This is a genomic window from Marvinbryantia formatexigens DSM 14469 (assembly GCF_025148285.1).
GTDB classification, from domain to species: Bacteria; Bacillota; Clostridia; order Lachnospirales; family Lachnospiraceae; genus Marvinbryantia; species Marvinbryantia formatexigens.
In genome coordinates this window covers 3,711,444-3,732,022 of record NZ_CP102268.1, presented here as the reverse complement: position 1 = coordinate 3,732,022, position 20,579 = coordinate 3,711,444, and the positions used below count along the sequence as shown (strand labels likewise).

Below are 20,579 nucleotides of genomic sequence, written 5' to 3'. Positions count from 1 at the left end.
TCTTATTTTTTTAAGATTCCAATACTTCTTCCAAATGCTTGATTGGACGCAATCCAATTACATATCTCTTTTTTCTCATGGATAATTTATGTCTTGACACCTCTGCTGTCTTCAGTATACTTAAACTCCATTTCCTGATAATATTCAGGTTCTGTGCCGCCATCTTATCAATCGTTGTGTTTGCATCTTCCCGGAATGTCACATCCAAATGCCAGTGCATACTCTCTATACTCCAATGACCTCTTACCGCCCGGCTTACTGTTTCTATTTCTTCCTTCAGACTGCTGATAAAATACCGGTATTCTATCAGCCGCTTCCCTTCTTTTTCCAATGTCTTCCGTTCCATTATGATACTTTTCAGACCTTTCCAGGCTTTCTTCTGGCTTAGCCATTTTATTTTTTCCGTCTGGTAATACTCCCTTGTTTCAATCTGTCCATGTGCTTTTTCCTGTGTTTTCTTATAAATTCCCCTTTCCTTTATCTCCTTCCGGAACTCCGGGTCTTCAAAATATTCTCTTACATCCTCATATAATGTTCCCTGGTTTGCTTTTAACGAAAGAACATAATCTGCCCTCTTATTCCTTATCTTTTCTGCTATCGCTGTCTGGGTCCCCATTGCATCTATGGTTACAATCTGCCCTTTTACCTGTATTTTCTCCAGTAACTCAGGAATGGCTGTTATCTCATTGCTCTTTTCCCCGACAGCCTTCTGCCCAAGGCAGTACCCGTCTTCCTTACTCCACGCGGAAACAATATGGCCGGGTTTCTCTCCATTCCTCTTATTGGAACGCATGGTTTTACCATCAATACATATGATTTTTTTCAGCAGTTCCCCTTCGTTCCTGTTTAACCGCTCCTGCCATTTCCCATAAAGCTGCTGCAGGATCTCCGGTGACACCATTCCCATAACCCGCCGCAGGGTATCATGCGATGGCGGACCATTTTTCAGTTCAATGTACTTACGCAAATAATCCTGATAATCCTCAGCAAACAGGGCCATTTCTACCCAGTCATCTGCATTTGCAAGAGTCGCAAACAGCACAATTACCAGGATATCCTTTAACGTATGCCGGACTTTGCTTTGCTGGCGGCTGTCTTCAATATATTCCATCCATTCTAATAATTCCTGCATATCTTCACTCCCCTTTTCTTTTATTTTAACAGAAAAGAGGCGTGTTCACAATTTGTTTACTCATGCGTTTGTCGTGGATCGACACCAGACCATTGACAGATATGGCTGCCAGCGTCCTGTTGTCATGTGAAAAACAGATTCCAATAATCCTGTCATGGTGCCTATCGTTGATTAGCGTTTCCTTCGATATCCAGGCATAATCAATATTAATCGTACCAGTGAACTGCTCTTTCAGATGATCCGATAAAGAAACACGCCGCAGATCCAGAAATGACAGATCTCTTTCGCCATCGCCAACCGAGAGCCAGCAATGAAGCACATTCCGGACAAACCAGTTACCCTCTTCCGCCTCCTTCCCGCGATATGGTAAAAGCAGCTGGTTGACCTTCCCGTCCACTCCCCAAGCATTTTCACTTTCAAGATATCTAATGTATTGGACAACGCCTTTATGGATTTTTTCTTTATGCCAAAGCCTTTCCACAGAATAATGCTCCAGCAGGCAGTTATGCAGGTACACAGCGGCAAGATAGTCTCGGAAAATCTGATGTGCAAAAAACACGATTCCATTGCCGGACTTTAGGAGAACCATCTCGGAAATCATCAAATCATAGGCAGTATCCAACTTCACCTTATCCGTATAAACCCTAAACTTTCTCCTAACCCTCCAAAGGCTTTCCGGCATAGAATCCCCGAAACAGCTTTTGTTCACCTCAGCAACAGCAGCTTTCAATTCCTCTTTGAACTCCGCCTCCCTCCATGACGTTGTGTTCCTCCGTTCCGTCAGATATGCAAGCACTGGAAGAATACGGTTTATCACAATCATACTGTCAAATATTCGTTCCCCGTCGACCATTTCTCGCTCCACTAAAATTGCAATCTGAGATAAATAATAATCATGCAGCAGATCCGACGCATTTGATATCGGTCTAATCCATGCCAGATAATCCAGACCTGCGTATTTTTCCAAAATCGGGCAGGTACTTGCATAGAGCAACGCCATCATGGGATTTTTCAAGAGAATGCGCAAATTTTTCTGTGCTTCAACATTTTCCCAGTCATCCGGTCTTTCCTCAAATAACTGCTTTATCTGTTTTTCCCGTAATCCACATGTCCGGATCATATGAAAGCAACTCAAGCCATAATCCCTAAGAAAATCCAAACGAGAGGAAACAATAATCTGCACCCCTGGGTACCGCGATAAAGCCTTTATCTCTGCCACATACCTTTGTGCGCCCATTCCGGACAGTTCATTAAAACCATCAATAAACAAGACAAGATCCGGATGTGTATGCACAGCCGTCGTTAAATGCACGAATTTATCTCTCGCCCTATAATCCGTAGATCTATACAGACAACGAAGGACATAATCAAAAATACTCTCATTATTCGCCCCTTCTCTGGCTTGCAAGGAAATATACACAGCAAGGTATTGCTTGAACAGCAATTCTCCGCACTGGTGATACATCATTGTGCTTTTTCCGAAACCACCATCCCCAAGAATTAACGCATTACAGGATAATTCCGGATGACTCCGCTTAGTCAACCAAAGTGTTTCCATAGCTCGTGCAAGCGGATAGGATGTACCTTCATTTACAAAGAGTTTTCCGTTGCAATCCAAATCCGTCAAAATAGCTGTGTTAAGCTGTACACCAGCAAATATACCGCCGGCGATGGATAAACAACCATAGGTCTCACAGGCGTTGGATAATTCTTCGGATACGCCCGCAATCTGTCTATCGCCCTGAAGCCTTAATCGAAAAGGGAAGACACGATCGTTCTCAGAACCAACTCTGGCAAAAGGATATTCTTCCCAACCTTTTCCTTCATACCAGGCGTGGACACTTATCCTGCCATCCAAGGTATCCACATCCAATTCTCCAGTCAGAAAACATGATCTTGCTCCCTTTTGAAGGACGAGATTCCCACACTGACATTCTAAGAATTTCTCCCTCTGCCATCGAATCAAATTTTCATGCTCATGACCGGCAAACCATAGCTGGACATTATAGGAAGAGAGTAAAGCTTCCACTTGATTCCGCTCATCCTGCGCCAGAAAATCAAAGGAGTAATGGGTCAGAATGATGATTGGCTTTGACGCATCACATGCATCCAGTGTATCCATAAGCGCACGTGTACCGACAATAAAATCCCGATCATGCCCTTTGCCATAGGTTATGGTCGTATCAAGATGTACAATATTAAAATGCTCTGTGGTGACCACAAAGTGTAATCGTTTGTATTGACCCGCACGATCTGCTCCAAACAGGTCATCAACAAAAGAGCGAAAATTATCTTCTCCCGACTTGAGCAAGGCAAGATCTGTCTTTGAAATAATGCCTACGTTAGATTTGTAGTCATCCATCTGCCAGTTGGTCAGACGGCTTATCACCTTTTCCCGCTCATCCCCGCCGATATCCACATCATGGTTTCCAGGAACAACAAAGAGATGATCCAACGTTGTTTTACTGGAAGTACACAAAGAGCGGAGATAGTCCGCGGCTTTTAGATAGTCCGTATCCCACTCTTTCACATCACCTGTGCAAAATACATAATCGAACGTCTGGTTCAGACCAGAGATATATTGCGGCAGTTTTCTTCGCATCAAGCAGGTATCCACCGCGCTATCATTGCCCAAATGCAAATCAGAAACATGAATCCAGCTAATCTTCTGCATATTCATCGCCTCCTTCGTTTTGATCCTACAATTGTTTCCACTTAATTCGTTTTCGATGTTCCATTTCCTAATACTTATCGAATATGAATACGTCGGTAAACAATGCCTTTTGGCGACCGTGTGTTTCCCACATAATATTTTCATATTTATTTTCGCCCAAGCGACTATGTCCTTCTCTTTTATTGTACCAAATCGCTGCGCGATAGCCTGCGTAGATACATATTACAATCACTTTTTTCAAGATTTTTCAAAAAAGATAGCAGTTTTTGAATTTATGTTGTATTGCAGAGTCACCAGACGCACCTTTAAACATTAACAAAAACTACCATCTTTAGTTTACCATAGATTATGAAACTCAACAACATGCAACGAAAAAAATATAGGGCTAATAGAATCTCTGCAGGATATCCCGCGGTGTCACTTCCGCCGGTCTGGGTTTTGGCAGACACCATTCGTCAACTTCTGTCAGTTCGAGCAAATCTTTGATGTCCTCTTCCAGCATATTACGGCACTGAAGCAACAGCTCCAGATCCTCCTCAATTCCGAGATATCCATACCTAACCTGTATCTCCTTGAGACCTTCCGATATCTCCAACACTCGTTTGACACTCCCCAAAAAGACCTCATACCCCCAATTAATATCTTCCTTCCATGCACCATAAAAGCTCCCGAACAGTTGCTTTCGGATTTCCCTATATACACCTTTTCCAAAATCCATCTGCTCTGGATCTGTTTCAAAAGGAATGAACGGCAAAGGATTTCTGGTTTTCGTTTCTCTTCCCTGCTGCCAGTACATTTCCTTGTAGGCGTTCACAAACCAATCGGTTACCTGCATCACACTGTGATCATGTGGAATCCATCGATCCGTCGCGTTCTGGTTCATCCGATACTCCTTAAAATAATCAGACTTTGTGACCAAGTCTCTGAGATGGAACAACATCATTGAAACAATCTTATAGGCATAGGTCAATTCGCTAATTTCCTTTTTTGCATCATAATAACAACCCGCATAGTAAAAAATAACAGCTGCCAAGACAGAACCTGCCAGAACCGCCAAAATAGAAAAAGAGAGCTTCCAGCACCTAGCGCAATTACAAAAGTCCTGTCCATGTTTTCAGAAGATGTTACCCACTCATAGCTTCGAGTCATAGCCTGTTCCATCACAAGAGTCAGAAGGCATACGACCGTTAAAAAACTCATCCGATATTTTCGTCGATCCTTCTCCTTATAAATACGCTTCGTCGGTTTTCCCAAGGGCTTTTTCTTGATGCCATATTCGACCTGTAAACCACGCTTCCATTTTGAATATTTAATTATCATAGACCCTCATCACAATTTTCATTGTCCTCTGTTTTAATTTTATTGCAGCTACCTATTTTCGGTACTGCTGACGTAAGCAATGATTTCTCCACAGATATACATAAATTATTTTACCGTCTGTCAGCCCTGCTTTTATCGGTACAATTCCTTATAATCTGTAATCTCTTCATTCAAGCCGCTTCATACTTACCACACATAATCAAGCTCATAAATAAAGTACTCGGCAAAAAGAATCATTAAACACACTTGGCTATGTACAGCGAAACAGAAAATTATCCAGATCCGTTATATTATATTTTATTTCTCAATCTCCTCCGCCGATGTGACATTGAAACAATATCAATGTTGCATTCTCTGCTACGGAACTTTTTAAAATACTGGATTTTTCTTTCCCCATACGCTTTACACCCAATCTCTTTGGTTCTGTCCATTATCAGATACCTGCTTACAAAATAAAAAATCCCAGAGATTTACCCTGGGAATCCAACTGTCTTTTTGAGTTTGCTGTGGCACTCCTCATGAATACCAGAGGATTTTGCCCAATGTATACCTGTGACTGCAAAGCACGAACATACAACAGAAATAAAGGGCATAATTGAATTCCATCCCTTTTACAATGCTTTTACCTTTTGATATATTTCTAACAACTTATCCATTGTTTCTTTGTAATCTAATACCTCCCTCAAAATAGTTTCATGATTACTTACATCCTTTTCCTCCCGATACTTTGATATCAAAAAAGGAACTTTATTAATAAACGATTTTACTTCTTCAAAATCTGTATATACCTTTTCATATCTTTTCTTTTTAGCACTAAAAGATAATTCTTCTCTTATATATTTTCTGCAGATATAAGTAAACCAGTCTGCCGTATCAAAAAAAGCCCTATACTCATGTCCAAATGCTTTTTTCACATTATCCAATACATATTTTTCTGCATCATTGCCTTTACGCTCCTTCATTGGGAGGGCAAACACCCGCATTAAATGATCATATGCATCCCTATGTTCCTTTAATGGTTGCAAAAAGGTAATTCCTTCTTCTGAAATTTCTTCAGAAATAAGCAAATAATGTTTTGTATACATATGAACCTGACTCATTTCATCAAAATAATGGCATATATCCGGCTTGCTCAGAATAGCAAATATGTCTTTCTGCTCCATATCTTCTCCCAATTTTTTTATAACATCTTAGCATATTCATCTGTGCGAAGTACACTAAAGGTTTGTGCACCCATTATCTGATTCTGTGCTAATCTCCAGGAACCTCTCATCGCTAATGCTTTTGATGAAACGAATTCATCATTCGTATGTTTCATCATAAATTTATCCATATCAGTGTCAACATTATCTTTCCATTCTTTAGATACAGCTTTATTTTCCCTTAACACTTCTTTTTTATCAAAGCAACGGTATTTAATTTCACCTATAGTAATCACCAAACAGGTAACTACTAAAATCCAAATTCCTATAATCATAATATATACCCCACTAATACCTATTCTGTCGTATCATACTATAAACTTCTATTCCAAAATGTACCACCGAAACACTCAGTGCTATCGCTATTCCAATAACAAACCCTGGTGTATCGACAACACTTCCCTTACTTGTAAAATGTACAATCGACAAAATACCTGCACCCAACGCTCCTAAAAATGATAACAGTTGAAATATGGTAATAAACCTTGTATAACCTTCAAGAAAAGCTGTTGAATCATATAAATTATTTATCGATTGCACCAACACTGCAATATAAAATGCACTATACGAATCAGTCCATCCACACCATAAACCGATGCTAATGGTCACAGCCATTACTGCGATTTTAATTACAAGTTCTCGTAATGACCATACCATATTCTTTCGTTTTTTTGTTGACATTATCCTACCAATTCTCCCAAAATTAAAGCTTTCAATAAAAACAGTTCTACATATGTCTCCCTCCACAGGTCAAAACTGTCACATCCGTTTTACCTATGTTCAATCTTAATAATTTTACCACTATTCTCTACCTTACACAAGTGTATTTTTACTTGAGTTTCCGCAGTTCTATCCACAAAGCCGCTGATTGGTGAGTATTCCGGACGGTTTTACACCGCAATTCCGGAGGCTGGAAACCGCTGTTCCAGTATAAAGGAAACCGCGATTCCGCTGTAAAGGAAACCGGCATTCCGCAAGCATGGAAACCGCGAATTCTTCCCTTATAATGTATTTATGCGTCTTTTGACGTAAATACATTTTAAGGAGGTCAGTTGATATGACCAAATATCGTGAGATCATCAGGCTTGCCAGCCTGAACCTCAGCCAAACGAACATCGCCCTCAGCTGCGGTGTTTCCAAGAAAACGGTCAATAAGGTTTTAAAAGCTGCCAAGGAAAAAGGTGTCTCTTGACCACTGGATCAAAACCAGACCGATACGGTGATTGAGCAACTGCTGTTTCCAAAGGAGACTACGCAGCAGTCTCAATCAAACAGGCGGATGCCGGATTATGCTCATATCCGGAAGGAGCTACTCCGCAACGGAGTAAACAAAAAGCTTCTTTGGACAGAGTACCTTGAGGAATGCCGTCTTGCCGGGGATGAACCGCTTATGTACTCTCAGTTCTGCTATTATATCCAGCAGGATGAGCAGAAACGCCGTGCTACCATGCATATCAACCGCAAGCCAGCGGAGCAAGTTGAGGTAGACTGGGCTGGAGATCCGTCACATATCATGGATCCGGATACCGGTGAGATTCTGGATGCTCACATTTTCGTAGGAGTTATGACCTATAGCCAGTACCCATACGTAGAGGCATTCATGGATGAAAAGCAACCGTCATGGATCGCTGCACATGTTCATATGTACGAGTACTTTGGTGGTGTTGCCAGGATTCTCGTGCCGGACAACTGTCGTACTGCTGTGGATCACAATAAAGGCTGGAAAGATCAGCGGATCAATGCCGTCTATCAGGAAATGGCAGAACACTATGGCACTGCGATTATTCCAGCCCGTGTCCGGGCCCCTAAGGATAAGCCAAATGCCGAGGGCAGTGTGGGTAATATTTCCACCTGGATCACTGCAGCCCTGCGTAATGAGCAGTTCTTCTCACTCAGTGAGTTAAACCGGGCAATCCGTCAGAAATTGGAAGACTTCAGCCATCGTCCTTTCCAAAAGAAAGAAGGCAGCCGGTATGAGATCTTCCGCGACGAAGAACTGCCATTGCTGACACCTTTACCTGCCACCCCATATGAACTGGCGGAATGGAAACAAGCCACCGTTCAGTTTAATTATCACATATCCTTTGCCGGAATGCTATACTCAGTTCCTTATGAATATATAAAACGCAAAGTTGATGTGAGGGTTACAGATAAAACAATTGAGATTTTTTATAATCATAACCGGATTGCGTCCCACCACCGTCTTTATGGCCGCAAGGGACAACACAGCACGATTACAGAGCACATGCCCGCTTCCCATCAGCAGTATCTGGAATGGAACGGCGACCGCTTCCGCAAATGGGCGGAGCGGATCGGCTCCAGTACCTATCAGGTAGTAGATGCAATCCTTACCTCTAAACGTGTAGAACAACAGTCCTACCGCAGCTGTATGGGGCTTTTGAAACTGGCTGACAAGTATTCCGTTGACCGGTTGGAAGCCGCCTGTCGGAAAGCACTTTCCTTTACGGCCACTCCCAGTTATAAGAGTATCAAGAACATCCTTGATACCGGAAGCGACCAGATGGAGAACCCGGATAAAAGACCGACAGCAGACAGCTATACAGAGTCAGGAAAGAACAGCCATGCGCTTACAAGAGGCGCTGATTACTACAGGAGGTAAGGAACCATGACTACCCAAAGCACCATAGATAAACTCATTGAAATGCGCCTGACTTCCATGTCAGATGCATTTCGCACCCAGATGGAGGACCCCAAGATGAAGGAAATCCCTTTTGAGGACCGATTCGGGATGCTGGTGGACATCGAATACAGCAACCGTAAGAGCAACAGCCTGAAACGCCTGATCCGCAATGCCGGGTTTGACCAGCCGGATGCATACATTGGCGATATCAACTATACTTCCGGACGCAAGCTGAATCGTTCTTTGATCGAGCGGCTTGCAACCTGTGAATATATCGCAGAACACAAAAATCTCTTTATCACCGGGGCTACCGGGAGTGGAAAAACGTATCTGGCCTGCGCGTTCGGAATGGAAGCATGTAAGCAGCGCTACAAGACAAAATATGTCCGCCTTCCAGATCTGCTCCTTGAACTGGAGATGGCACGTAATGACGGTACATACAAGAAATTTCAAGGGAAGTATGCCAATCCTGTTCTACTGATCATCGATGAATGGCTCTTGTTGAAGCCTACTGAATCCGAACAGCATGATATTTTAGAACTCCTCCATAGGAGACGCAGGAAGTCATCCACCATCTTCTGTTCCCAGTATGATTCCAATGGCTGGTACGATCAGTTGGGAGGTGATGACAGTCCCCTCTCGGAAGCGATTTTGGATCGCATCAAGCATGATGCATACAAGATCAACATCATCCCGACAGATCCGGCGAATTACAGATCTATGCGGGAAGTATATGGATTAGATCCTGCATTAAGCGAGTAAACTCGCAAGTAACAAGCAATTAAGTGCGGTATCCCTGTTCCGGTTTAACGGTTTCCTACCGCCGGATTAGCGGTTTCCGTTCCTCCGGAACAGAGGTACTCCCGCACAAGAATATTCAATTGGCGATGCTGATTATACACAACTTTCAAAAAATGCCAAAAATATAAGGAATCTCTTCCTTTTTTGTTGTAAAATTAAGTCACCACAACAATAATCCACTAAACAAAAATGAAAGGATTCCTTATGGCTAATTTTACATCAAATACCTATCAAATGAAACGGGAAATTTTATCTTTTTCAAATAAAATTTCCAGAAATCTTTCCAAACCGGAACGTAAATTTATGGCGGATATGAATTATGGTATGCTTGCTTCCGGAAGCTGTCTTCTCACCGACATCGCTGACCAGTTACATGAAACGTCCAGAAAAATCAATACCGTTGACCGCCTTTCCAGGCATCTCGCAAAGGGCACTCCGAAAGATGCTCTGAAAGCTTATCTGAAACAAGTAAAAAAATGGTGCCCTGATCAGCCGGTTATCCATATCGATGACAGTGATGTTGTGAAGCCTGACGGTTACCAATTTGAAGCCCCCGGATGGGTCCGGGATGGTTCTGAAAGCACAAAAACAAAGAATGTTTATAAAAAAGGATATCATGTCACAGAAGCCACCGTCCTTACAACCAGCAACCATCCTGTCAGCATTTTTTCAGAAATTCATTCTTCCGTGGAAAAAGATTTTACTTCCATCAATGATGTGACCTTCTCCGCTATGGAACGGGCAAAAGCTCTTTTCGGAAAAGCAACCTTTGTCATGGATCGCGGCTATGATGATAATAAGATGTTCCTGAAACTGGATTCCATGAAACAGGATTATGTAATCCGGCTGACTGCAAAGCGCAGACTGTTATACCATAATAAATGGACCCTGGCCACGGAGCTGCGTAACCGCAGAAAAGGGAAAGTAAAGCTTCCACTGTTTTACAAAGGAAAGAAACATGAAGCGTATCTTTCCCATGTAAAAGTTCAGATTACCGCATCCAGAAAAGATATGTATCCCGTCCTTGTTTACGGAATTACAGAGCATCCCATGATGCTGGCAGCAAATAAGGCAATCAAATCGAAAGAAGATGTAATAAAGGTTGCAAAGCTTTACTTTTCCAGATGGAAGATCGAGGAATATTTCCGCTGCAAAAAACAGATGTTCCAGTTTGAAAATTTCCGGGTACGCAGGCTTAAGGCAATCAATGCTTTAAACTTTTATACTACTTTATGCATGGCATTTCTTGCCCATATTTCTATGAAGGCAGAAACAAATGCCCTTAAAACTGCAATTATACATACCGCAAATCCGATAAAAGAAAAGACAGCGTTTTGCTATTATCGGCTGGCCAAAGGTATCTCCGGCATACTGTCGTATGCAAAAGAGGGCATCAGGCTCTGGTTCCGGACAAGGCGTCCTGTATACCGTCAACTCTGCCTTAAGCTGGCTGTTTGAATAGATAAAAGAATATGTCTCCCAAAGTCCGGTTCCGGCGGGGCTTATTAAAGTACCTCTATTCACAGAACTGCCATTTGATACCTTTCAAAAAACGGCAGATTGGTACTTTAGGCAGACACATTTACTTTTTAATTACAGTTTGCGGAAACTCAAGTATTTTTACACTTGGCTCCTAGGAAATTCACATGCGATAATGTAAAGTTGGATTGCTCCAGATACAAACATACCCCCGATTATCAACTGCGTCATTTCCTGTTTTCCCCGTCAAACAGCTCTCCTATCGTTACTCCCAGCGCATTGCAGATCAGCAGTACCGTATATACCTGCGGTCTTGTCCGCCCGTTCAGCAGATAACTGATGGAGGAAGTGGAAATCCCGGCTTTCTTTGCAAGGACATACGGTGATATTCCTCTCTGTCTGCATATTCTCTTTATCGACGCGGCCATCATTTGGCATGCCTCATCTGGATCATACATCGTCTGTCGGTATTTCCTCCATATCATCTTTTTTTCTGTTCCGGTGCAGTTCCGGGTATTCTTTATCACCTTTGTCCGGGTTATCATATTTTTCTATCAGTTTATTCATAAATAAGCTACCCGCCATGCACCCCAGTCCATTGTGTATCATATCATCCCATTCAAATAATCCCCGCATAAAAACAAGCTGGCATAGTTCTATCACTGCTGACACAGCAAAACCGGCTATAAAGGAATTCCTCACCCGTACACGCCGGTCAAAAGCCAGCGGAAGCAGCATCCCCATTGGAAAAAGCAGAATACAGTTCAGAAGATTTTCCTGAAGCAGCTGCCAGTCGTGTGAGGCTATCACTTCCCTCCATGACCAGAAGGGAACCAGTTCATATCTCCGCACCGTCGGTTCCCTGGTAAACACTGTGGAGCCAAAAACAATGCCCAGAAATACAAGCAGTCCGAATATGGACACCGCCTGCGTCTTTTTTATCTTTTTATACCGGACACATCTGCCAAGAATAGTCGCTGCTATCACAGCGACAATCCCGAAACAGACCAGTTCCCCTGCAGACCAGGGACGGTTGTGCGTTAAAAAAATCTGGTAAATATCCATACTGTCACATTTCTAATCCCGGCCATACAGATCCCTTGTATAGACCTTGTCTTTCACATCATCCAGACAGGTATCATATCTGTTTGCGATGATCGCCTGGGACTGCTTTTTAAACCGGTCAATATCATTAACAACCCGGCTTCCGAAAAATGTGGATCCATCCTCCAGCGTCGGCTCATAAATGATTACCGTCGCCCCTTTCGCCTTAATGCGTTTCATCACGCCCTGGATCGATGACTGACGGAAATTGTCTGAGTTTGATTTCATCGTCAGACGGTAAACTCCTATGATTACCTCGCCCTCTTTTGCTGAATCGTAGGTATCATTGGCTTCATACGCCCCTGCAATTTCCAGTACACGTTCCGCAATAAAATCCTTTCTTGTCCGGTTGCTCTCTACGATTGCCTCGATCAGATTTTCCGGCACATCCTGATAATTGGCAAGAAGCTGTTTCGTATCTTTTGGCAGACAGTAACCGCCATATCCAAAAGACGGATTATTGTAATGACTGCCAATACGCGGGTCAAGGCACACGCCGTTGATAATGTCTTTCGTATTCAGTCCCTTCATCTCCGCATAAGTGTCAAGCTCATTGAAATAGGACACGCGGAGTGCAAGATACGTATTCGCAAACAGCTTGACCGCTTCTGCTTCGGTGAATCCCATGAAAAGGGTGTCAATGTTTTCTTTGACAGCGCCTTCCTGCAGAAGCCCCGCAAAGATCCCTGCCACTGCATTCAGCCGTTCGCTTCCATCTGTGGAAACAATAATACGGGACGGATAAAGGTTGTCGTACAGGGCTTTGGATTCCCGCAGAAATTCCGGGCTGAAGATAATGTTATCACTGCCCATCTTCTTGCGGATGCCTGCCGTATAGCCGACCGGAATCGTGGACTTGATGACCATGATGGCATCCGGATTGACGTTCATCACCAGCCTGATAACTGCTTCCACGGCAGAAGTATCGAAATAGTTCTTCTTGCTGTCATAATTGGTCGGGGCAGCAATGACCACAAACTCCGCGTCCCGGTATGCGGATTCGCCGTCCAGCGTGGCAGTTAAATCCAGCTCCTTTTCCGCCAGATATTTTTCAATGTATTCGTCCTGGATGGGAGACTTCCTGTTATTAATCATCTCCACCTTTTCCGGGATAATGTCTACTGCTGTTACATGATTATGCTGTGCTAAAAGTGTTGCAATGGACAGACCAACATAGCCGGTTCCTGCAACTGCGATTTTTCTGTTCATTCTGCTTCTCTCCTTACTGCAATGCTTCCGTTATGATTCTCCCATACTGGTTTTCTTCTTAAACCCGGTAAAACTCCTTGTACCATTCCGCAAACCGGCGAATTCCTGTCCTTAAATCGGTACTTGGCTTGAAGCCGAAGTCACGCTCCAGTGCGCTGGTATCAGCATACGTTACCGGTACATCTCCCGGCTGCATCGGCACAAGCTCTTTATGAGCTTCAAAATCGTAATCCTCCGGCAGGACCTCTGCCCTCACCAGTTCCTCGCTTAGTATCTGTACGAAGTCCAGCAGGTTCTCCGGCTGACTGTTGCCGATGTTATAGATGGCATATGGAGGAACCGGAAGCCCGTCTTCACCAATCCTTCTCTCCGGCGCCCCCATCATCACACGTTTAACGCCTTCCACAATGTCATCTACATAGGTGAAATCACGTTTGCAGTTTCCATAATTAAAAATCTGAATCTTCTCTCCCTTTAGCAACTTGTTCGTAAATCCAAAATAAGCCATATCCGGACGCCCTGCGGGACCGTAAACGGTAAAGAACCGCAGACCGGTGGACGGAATATTATAAAGCTTGGAATATGCATGAGCTAAGAGTTCATTCGATTTCTTAGTCGCTGCGTACAGGGACACCGGGTTGTCTACCTTGTCGTCTGTTGAATACGGCACTTTCTTATTTGCTCCATATACAGATGATGAGGATGCATATACCAGATGTTCTACTCTTTTTTCTCCATTATCATAAGAATGACGACAAGCTTCCAGAATATTATAAAAACCAATCAGATTTGATTCTATGTACACATCCGAATTAGTAATGCTGTAACGTACACCTGCCTGCGCTGCAAGGTTTACTACAATGTCCGGATGGTAAGTGTTGATTATTGAGTTGATCAGTTCCTTATCTGCTATAGAACCTTTGATGAATGTCCATGATGATGTGGACTTCTCCGCAACAGTCTGAATCTCCTTCAGCCGCCACTCCTTTATACTTACATCGTAATAATCGTTCATATTATCCACACCGATTAGACGGGTGTGAATGGTATTATCAGACAACAGGGTGAGAACAAGATTCGCCCCGATGAAGCCTGCCGCTCCGGTAATTAAGATAGTTTTGTTAGTTAGCTGTACGTTGATTGGTTTCATTGAATATCTTCCTCTCAGTCTTTTCGTTTATGTTCTATAATCTTAGCCTATTGCCATTTCCTTATACAGTCATTGATTTCTCCGCTTCAATCACTCACAAACAAATGTAATTTCAGTTTCCTCTGGATTTTCATATTCACCACACATAAGTGTGACCTTTGCTTTGATCACAGTCCAAACATAACCTTAGTAGCCTTCCATTTGCGAAGGAACTCAGTAATACCACTTGATATGAAACCCAGTACCATAAAGCAAATGACAACCTGTATAACAGGGTTTACTCTTCCGTTCAGCAACATAATACATGGGTATATCAATTGCTGATGAAACAGATACACACCAAAGCTATTCTTCTTTAGCCCTCTCCATATCCTATTATCTTCTTTACATCCAATCAGATTTGCAAACCCATAGACCATAAATATACCCGCAAAAGAAGTAAAACTACTGACAAGTATATTCACTGCCTTTAATACAAAAAGATTGCTGCCAGCAAGTTGACTTGATAATGCAAATCCACCTACCGAGAAAATCACACTCATTACCGTTAAGCTAGTACTTGGTTTTATTTCTTTTTCATAGAGATACGTTCCAAAGTAATAATACATGGCATATCTTACTGCAGTTACAATCTGAAGCACATTTTTTACCCCAATTGTACTTAGGATATACCCCCCCCCGATTGAAATCAGGACGCTTGCGATTAATCCAACTTCTGATGGTCTGTGCTTTCTGAAAACAACATAGGCAAGCAGGAACAGCCAGAACAACATAGGAAGGAACCATAATTGTGATGGTGCGCAACCAAAAACATATTTGTATACAATAGCTTTGACATCAAAACCACTGAACACAATATAAAAAGGAAGTACCCACACAATGTTTGTGATTGCATATGGAAGAAGTAATCGCTTTGTTCTTTTTCCTATATCCACTCTAAAGTTACCACTGTATTTTCCATATTCCTTTTTTAACGCATAGAACAGGAAACCGGATGCCATAGCAAATGTCTGAACATGGAATGTATTCAGGTATCTCGCAAAAACTGAAAGATAGTTTGCAGAGAAAACTGGAGTTGATCTATCAAACCAACTGCCGGTAAAAAACATACAGCAGTGATAAAGCACAACAGCAAGCATCATCGCCGTCTTTATATTGTCGTTTATTTTAAGTCTATCTTCCATTACTTCTCCTATTTCTGTTTACTGTCTGAAAACCTTAAATGAAGTTTGCTAATTTAATATCATTTCTTAATTCTATTCAGTACCTTTTATGTGCTATATCATATTCTTAATTGAAGATATTTCTTTTCTCATGCTCGGAAATAACAGCATGATAGCAAAATAAAATGCCGCGCATATAAGAATCGATATGATTTGCCATACCATTCCGTCTGATATTCTTTGACATAAAATCGCAACGACAGTCATTAATGAAACTGCTATAAATTGAATATATGTATTTTTTATAATACTTTTAAATGGAAATCCAAATTTTGTTTTCAGCGTAATAAAGTCTAAGAAAATTGGAACGATCCTAATAAAACAACTAGCGTAGCATAATATAACAAAGCTCTTATGTGCAGAGAAGAAGATAACAGGGATATAAAAAACCAAGTAAACCATCTGTAGTATAAATGATATTTGGGGTTTCCCCATGCTTCTATAAACCTCGCAAGCAGTATTGCTGAATGCTATCGTAAGCGCACTCATTAATGCCCATAATCCCATAAAATCCGAAATTTCAGCCCATTGTGATCCCAGTAAAAGTTGAACAGCCAAATCCCTGTACAAAAAGATCCCAGCTCCCATAGGCAAAACAATAACTGCTATTATTTTTTGGAACTTGTCAAAGGTTCTTTTATAGGCGTCTTTATCGTTCTGCATGCGAGATAACGCTGAAAAGAATACAGAAGTTATTGCAGACGTGATAATTGCCATATACGAATTAATCGTAGACATTCCTGTTTTATACAATCCCAAATAATACGAATCCAATACGCTTGCAACAATAAAAATATTTGCTTGACCGGCAAACCAAATCGACAAAGTTTCCATTAAATTCCACAAACAAAATGAAACCATATCCGAGAATATCTTGACGTTCATTCTGATTCTGGGTTTATACTTCGACAATCCAACCGACATAATTGCAATAAATAATTGCTGAAATACAGTACCTATGACAATAGCCCAGTATGATCTCAATGCGAATGCTAACGGAACAGTAACGAACAAAGGGATCAGTGAACTCGCTAATCTAATAAAAAAGAGTGGTTTAAAGTTTAACTCTCTACGAAATCTTGCAATAGATATACTTGAAAAAGAAGTACATAATACAGTAAGTGCAGCTGTTGCCAATCCGTTATAAGCCTCAGGGCATCCTATTGCTGAAGCTAAACTACGTCTCCATCCAAAAATAATACAATAGATTATTACCGACAGGACAGCATTTGATGTGAATGCAACATCAGAGTACTTATTCAATGTATCATCATTGTCAAACTCATGCTGTATAACAAACTTCTGAAATCCAGCATCTGTAAAAATATCGGCGAAACTGGTAATTATAGTAATTGATGCAACAACCCCAAATTCGCTTGGGGAAAGTAATCGAGCAAGAATTATATTTATAACTGGAGCTGCAATCTTGGCCGTTATTTCCGATACAACAGACCACTTTGTAGCGTTTATTATCTTGTTACCAAAACCATTTTCCATTTACTTTCTCCATACCCAAGTATTTATTTTCCCGCTTTTACATCCTAATTTTCTAGACAAGCTAAAATTTATGTATATCTAATTTCGTTCCAAAATATAAATCAGTTTCTTCTGTATAATCTGTATCAAAGCCGGACTGAGGATAAAATGTTAATTCGCCGAAATAAATCCTATTGTTTTCACAATAAAGATCTACTCTAACATACGGAAACGGTTTTGCTAGGAATTCCGCAATATTAAACATCTCATCCATTAGATTAGGCTTAGGAATCGAATAATCTTCTGGCTTGTTTGCATCGACATATTGATACCTTAGAAAATTCCATTTTTTGTCAAAATGATCAAACCTCGTTTTCCCTGTTTGCCTATCAGAACACACCATTACATTATCTGCAATACCATTAAAACACATGAATTTATAATCAATAAGTCCGCCTGGGGCAGTTGAATCAATATACTCTTCAGCTATGATACGTGGCTTCACATATTTGTATGGCCACTCCCTTCCATAATAAAAGGTTTGATTGCTTTTCTGCCATCTCAGCAATGTACTTATTGTTTTTTTCTTATTTAACTGGGCTTTTTCTGTACAAATTATATTGGTGTGTGAACCGTTTACAGTTTTTAATACAAACCTATTAGGAAGTGCATCCCAATCAATATCCATAGGTGAATCCCACACCCCAAGTAATGGCACCAAATACTCTTTTCCTATTTTCTCTTCTATATAGCTACGCACTGCATATTTATCAACTAATTTGATGTATAAAGGATTTCTATCATACAGTTTTAACCATTGTATTTCTTCACTTAGATACTTCGGATCATCCAAGTTTGGCCATCTTCCCAAGATACATTTATATTTAAATTTAATATAAAGCTCATCCGGAATAAGTCGGCAAAACCTTCTACCAGATAGCCAATATCCAAACTCTGCCGGTGAGCTAAGTATTTCTTTCACTCTTCCTATCATTATTGACTCTCCTTGCATTTGTACTTATGCTTTATCCTTTAATTTCGCAACAAGAAACCCTATTGGATAGCATAGAGTGACAAGTATTTTTTTTATGGGTGTATTCAATCTATTCACTACGCTTTTATATGGTTCTCCTGTCAATATAGCCCTTCTCGATATGTCTGCAATAAAATATGCAATACCTTTGCTATAACATAAGTCATCAAAATACTCATTTACATAAATTATATCCCTGTAAAATGCTGAACGATGTTTCGATTTCTGATGGGGACTATCTGTCATTAAGCTGCCCTCAGTATTTGTGTAATATTTTCCATATATATCATTAACACAGTATTGATCATATTTCCTATTAATCTTTTGCCACACAACATTTTCGGTAATGAATTTTGTATCTGGAAATTCAGGGAAAGGATACTGTACATGAATTGCCACTTTTCTGCAACAATGTTTCTCTCCAGGATACTTCATTATTTCTCTTCTTTGTTTTTTCCCCCTTAACTGGTTGATTCCTTCTGGATATGGCTTACCCACCATTTCTCCACTATCAGCATACATTTCTCGTCCCGATATACACCAAAAACGGTCATACTCGCCTTTCGGAATGCCATTCCACGTTCTTAACATTTTTTCAACTGCATCAGGCAACAACTCATCATCGGAATCCAATGTAACAACATATTTGGTTTTTAGAAATTGATAAGAATAATTAACTGCTGTGTGTCTTCCCCCGTTTTCTTTTCTATAATATTCAATAGGAAACGAAGCGTTTTCTTTGATTTGAGCCACTAATTCTGAAGTGTTATCAGTAGATCCATCATCAATTACTAGCCAAATAAACTCTTTAGATGTTTGGTTTTCTAGGCTTCTATAGGCTCTCTCTAAAGTATTTGCTCTATTATAAGCTGGTGTAAATACTGTCAATTCATACATTGTTTTCGTACCTTTCTGATTCTTCTATTGCATAATAATCTTTTTTTATAAGTTCCAGTTGAAGGAAAAAACACATAAAATATAGGTATTGTTGTTTATCATAATATGTTACCATTCCATAATCCATGATGAGCATCAAAAACAATAGAACTATACATAAGTTGGTTGTCGTGGAACGATATCTCCTGTATTTCCAAAGACCGACAATCAACTTAATATAAATCGAATAATATATAATAAAACCAACGATTCCCCCACTTGAAAGTATTTCTACAAAATTACAGTGTAAATAAGTTCTCCTATGACCTACACTTTCGAGTAAGTCCAATGAATTTCCTATTCCTATACCCAATATAGGTGTTTTATAGAATTGCTGCATTCCAATTCGCCTATATATGGATCTTATATCTTCTGCTCTTGTACCATTAATTGATTCAAATAAAGTCTCAAACCTTCTAAATACACCAGAAAAAATATCTAATCGTGACATTACATATATCAGAAAAAAAACCGCTAGTACTCCAAGTACAAGATTAAAAGCCTTCTTGAATATTGAAGCACGGTCACTTTCTTTGGTCATAATTAAAAAGGCAATTCCGACAACAAGCATAATCATAGCTTTACGAGATTGAGAAATTGCGAGTACTATGATGCACGGAATCAGAAAAATAGCAAACTTTCTTTTTTTCCTTTTTAATAAATAAGAAAACTGAATTATGCATGATGTTGCTGCAATAAGCCCGATAGAGTTGGCATTCGTAAAATCATTACCCAAACGTACATTTCCGCTAAGCATTGATACAATACCACTTGTTCCATAATATACAACGGTATATAGAGCTATCCCATATCCCGAAAACATAAAAGCATCCAATAGTATATCAATATTTCCTTTTTGTTGAAAATAAGGATATATCAATGAGTAACATATCAATATGGAAAAAATTGTAATGCCCTTTGAAATCGCTGCAACTGAATTCCACGCCCAAATTGAAGAAGCAAAACAAAAAATAGCAAATGCAGCAACATGAACATGAAATGGCCGATTAAGTACTAATGGAATCTTAAAGCCGTTATTTGCGGCATATATTAATGTTACTAGAATTGTAATACCGAAAATAACATATCTACCCCAAGAAGCTGTTTCAAATATATAAAAAGACATAATCATAAAAGAGATTAATGCACATATGATTTCGTCTGATGTAGTATTCTCTTCTCTCATTAATGCCTCCCGT

18 protein-coding genes and 1 pseudogene are annotated in these 20,579 nt (G+C 40.6%); 3 read left to right on the top strand and 16 right to left on the bottom strand.

Annotated elements, in window-relative coordinates:
- Nucleotides 1-10: 10 nt before the first annotated feature.
- From NQ534_RS17420 to NQ534_RS17390, 7 genes are all read right to left on the bottom strand, one after another.
- A complete protein-coding gene (locus NQ534_RS17420; protein WP_006860388.1) occupies nucleotides 11-1,132 on the bottom strand; it encodes an ISAs1 family transposase in 1,122 nt (373 codons plus the stop codon).
- A 25-nt stretch (nucleotides 1,133-1,157) separates the two neighbouring features.
- Complete coding sequence (locus NQ534_RS17415; protein ID WP_040783596.1) at nucleotides 1,158-3,806, bottom strand: metallophosphoesterase; 2,649 nt, start codon at nucleotides 3,804-3,806, stop codon at nucleotides 1,158-1,160.
- Nucleotides 3,807-4,191: 385 nt separating this feature from the next.
- Complete coding sequence (locus NQ534_RS17410; protein ID WP_143115923.1) at nucleotides 4,192-4,839, bottom strand: hypothetical protein; 648 nt, start codon at nucleotides 4,837-4,839, stop codon at nucleotides 4,192-4,194.
- Nucleotides 4,773-5,126: a hypothetical protein gene (locus NQ534_RS17405; protein WP_006862488.1), complete on the bottom strand. Its 354-nt coding sequence runs from the start codon at nucleotides 5,124-5,126 to the stop codon at nucleotides 4,773-4,775. The genes NQ534_RS17410 and NQ534_RS17405 overlap by 67 nt, the downstream gene beginning before the upstream one ends.
- 611 nt (nucleotides 5,127-5,737) lie before the next feature.
- Nucleotides 5,738-6,289, bottom strand: a complete 552-nt coding sequence (locus NQ534_RS17400; RefSeq protein WP_006862486.1) for a hypothetical protein — start codon at nucleotides 6,287-6,289, stop codon at nucleotides 5,738-5,740.
- Between the two features lie 17 nt (nucleotides 6,290-6,306).
- Nucleotides 6,307-6,603 (bottom strand): hypothetical protein, encoded by a 297-nt coding sequence (locus NQ534_RS17395; protein ID WP_006862485.1) that lies wholly within the window; start codon nucleotides 6,601-6,603, stop codon nucleotides 6,307-6,309.
- Between the two features lie 13 nt (nucleotides 6,604-6,616).
- A complete protein-coding gene (locus NQ534_RS17390) occupies nucleotides 6,617-7,009 on the bottom strand; it encodes a hypothetical protein (RefSeq protein WP_006862484.1) in 393 nt (130 codons plus the stop codon).
- A gap of 376 nt (nucleotides 7,010-7,385) precedes the next feature.
- On the opposite strand from NQ534_RS17390, the pseudogene istA reads away from it, so the two are divergent.
- The 3 genes and pseudogenes from istA (at nucleotide 7,386) to NQ534_RS17375 (ending at nucleotide 11,228) form a co-directional block, all read left to right on the top strand.
- Nucleotides 7,386-8,948 (top strand): annotated as a pseudogene (gene istA / locus NQ534_RS17385) (IS21 family transposase).
- A gap of 6 nt (nucleotides 8,949-8,954) precedes the next feature.
- Nucleotides 8,955-9,731, top strand: a complete 777-nt coding sequence (locus NQ534_RS17380; protein WP_006862480.1) for an ATP-binding protein — start codon at nucleotides 8,955-8,957, stop codon at nucleotides 9,729-9,731.
- Between the two features lie 243 nt (nucleotides 9,732-9,974).
- On the top strand, nucleotides 9,975-11,228 hold the full coding sequence (locus tag NQ534_RS17375; RefSeq protein ID WP_242655364.1) for a transposase: 1,254 nt from the start codon (nucleotides 9,975-9,977) through the stop codon (nucleotides 11,226-11,228).
- Nucleotides 11,229-11,476: 248 nt separating this feature from the next.
- Here NQ534_RS17375 and NQ534_RS17370 read toward each other — a convergent pair whose 3' ends face one another.
- From NQ534_RS17370 to NQ534_RS17330, 9 genes are all read right to left on the bottom strand, one after another.
- Nucleotides 11,477-11,680, bottom strand: coding sequence for a helix-turn-helix domain-containing protein (locus NQ534_RS17370; protein ID WP_040783592.1), 204 nt, complete (start codon nucleotides 11,678-11,680; stop codon nucleotides 11,477-11,479).
- Between the two features lie 19 nt (nucleotides 11,681-11,699).
- On the bottom strand, nucleotides 11,700-12,314 hold the full coding sequence (locus NQ534_RS17365; RefSeq protein WP_006862477.1) for a VanZ family protein: 615 nt from the start codon (nucleotides 12,312-12,314) through the stop codon (nucleotides 11,700-11,702).
- A gap of 12 nt (nucleotides 12,315-12,326) precedes the next feature.
- The gene (locus NQ534_RS17360) at nucleotides 12,327-13,562 is read right to left on the bottom strand and encodes a nucleotide sugar dehydrogenase (protein WP_006862476.1); all 1,236 of its coding nucleotides are present in this window, start codon (nucleotides 13,560-13,562) and stop codon (nucleotides 12,327-12,329) included.
- 58 nt (nucleotides 13,563-13,620) lie between these two features.
- Nucleotides 13,621-14,712: an NAD-dependent epimerase/dehydratase family protein gene (locus NQ534_RS17355; protein WP_006862475.1), complete on the bottom strand. Its 1,092-nt coding sequence runs from the start codon at nucleotides 14,710-14,712 to the stop codon at nucleotides 13,621-13,623.
- Nucleotides 14,713-14,879: 167 nt separating this feature from the next.
- Nucleotides 14,880-15,896, bottom strand: coding sequence for an acyltransferase family protein (locus NQ534_RS17350; protein WP_006862474.1), 1,017 nt, complete (start codon nucleotides 15,894-15,896; stop codon nucleotides 14,880-14,882).
- Between the two features lie 93 nt (nucleotides 15,897-15,989).
- Nucleotides 15,990-17,432, bottom strand: a complete 1,443-nt coding sequence (locus NQ534_RS17345; protein ID WP_006862473.1) for an oligosaccharide flippase family protein — start codon at nucleotides 17,430-17,432, stop codon at nucleotides 15,990-15,992.
- Between the two features lie 61 nt (nucleotides 17,433-17,493).
- Nucleotides 17,494-18,405: an ATP-grasp fold amidoligase family protein gene (locus NQ534_RS17340; protein WP_040783590.1), complete on the bottom strand. Its 912-nt coding sequence runs from the start codon at nucleotides 18,403-18,405 to the stop codon at nucleotides 17,494-17,496.
- A 24-nt stretch (nucleotides 18,406-18,429) separates the two neighbouring features.
- Nucleotides 18,430-19,341 carry a glycosyltransferase family A protein gene (locus NQ534_RS17335; protein WP_006862471.1) on the bottom strand — a complete coding sequence of 304 codons (912 nt, stop codon included), beginning with the start codon at nucleotides 19,339-19,341 and terminating at the stop codon, nucleotides 18,430-18,432.
- The gene (locus NQ534_RS17330; protein WP_040783587.1) at nucleotides 19,334-20,566 is read right to left on the bottom strand and encodes an O-antigen ligase family protein; all 1,233 of its coding nucleotides are present in this window, start codon (nucleotides 20,564-20,566) and stop codon (nucleotides 19,334-19,336) included. Before NQ534_RS17330 ends, NQ534_RS17335 begins: the two co-directional genes overlap by 8 nt.
- Nucleotides 20,567-20,579: the final 13 nt, after the last annotated feature.

Excerpts from the sequence above, each read along its gene's own strand:
- NQ534_RS17415 (WP_040783596.1), bottom strand. The coding sequence starts at position 3,806 with ATGCAGAAGATTAGCTGGATTCATGTTTCTGATTTGCATTTGGGCAAT.
- NQ534_RS17345 (WP_006862473.1), bottom strand. The coding sequence starts at position 17,432 with ATGGAAAATGGTTTTGGTAACAAGATAATAAACGCTACAAAGTGGTCT.
- NQ534_RS17350 (WP_006862474.1), bottom strand. The coding sequence starts at position 15,896 with ATGGAAGATAGACTTAAAATAAACGACAATATAAAGACGGCGATGATG.
- NQ534_RS17380 (WP_006862480.1), top strand. The coding sequence starts at position 8,955 with ATGACTACCCAAAGCACCATAGATAAACTCATTGAAATGCGCCTGACT.
- NQ534_RS17330 (WP_040783587.1), bottom strand. The coding sequence starts at position 20,566 with ATGAGAGAAGAGAATACTACATCAGACGAAATCATATGTGCATTAATC.
- NQ534_RS17420 (WP_006860388.1), bottom strand. The coding sequence starts at position 1,132 with ATGCAGGAATTATTAGAATGGATGGAATATATTGAAGACAGCCGCCAG.
- NQ534_RS17375 (WP_242655364.1), top strand. The coding sequence starts at position 9,975 with ATGGCTAATTTTACATCAAATACCTATCAAATGAAACGGGAAATTTTA.
- NQ534_RS17395 (WP_006862485.1), bottom strand. The coding sequence starts at position 6,603 with ATGATTATAGGAATTTGGATTTTAGTAGTTACCTGTTTGGTGATTACT.
- NQ534_RS17365 (WP_006862477.1), bottom strand. The coding sequence starts at position 12,314 with ATGGATATTTACCAGATTTTTTTAACGCACAACCGTCCCTGGTCTGCA.
- NQ534_RS17370 (WP_040783592.1), bottom strand. The coding sequence starts at position 11,680 with ATGATGGCCGCGTCGATAAAGAGAATATGCAGACAGAGAGGAATATCA.
- NQ534_RS17355 (WP_006862475.1), bottom strand. The coding sequence starts at position 14,712 with ATGAAACCAATCAACGTACAGCTAACTAACAAAACTATCTTAATTACC.
- NQ534_RS17360 (WP_006862476.1), bottom strand. The coding sequence starts at position 13,562 with ATGAACAGAAAAATCGCAGTTGCAGGAACCGGCTATGTTGGTCTGTCC.
- NQ534_RS17390 (WP_006862484.1), bottom strand. The coding sequence starts at position 7,009 with ATGTCAACAAAAAAACGAAAGAATATGGTATGGTCATTACGAGAACTT.
- NQ534_RS17340 (WP_040783590.1), bottom strand. The coding sequence starts at position 18,405 with ATGATAGGAAGAGTGAAAGAAATACTTAGCTCACCGGCAGAGTTTGGA.
- NQ534_RS17400 (WP_006862486.1), bottom strand. The coding sequence starts at position 6,289 with ATGGAGCAGAAAGACATATTTGCTATTCTGAGCAAGCCGGATATATGC.
- NQ534_RS17405 (WP_006862488.1), bottom strand. The coding sequence starts at position 5,126 with ATGATAATTAAATATTCAAAATGGAAGCGTGGTTTACAGGTCGAATAT.
- NQ534_RS17335 (WP_006862471.1), bottom strand. The coding sequence starts at position 19,341 with ATGTATGAATTGACAGTATTTACACCAGCTTATAATAGAGCAAATACT.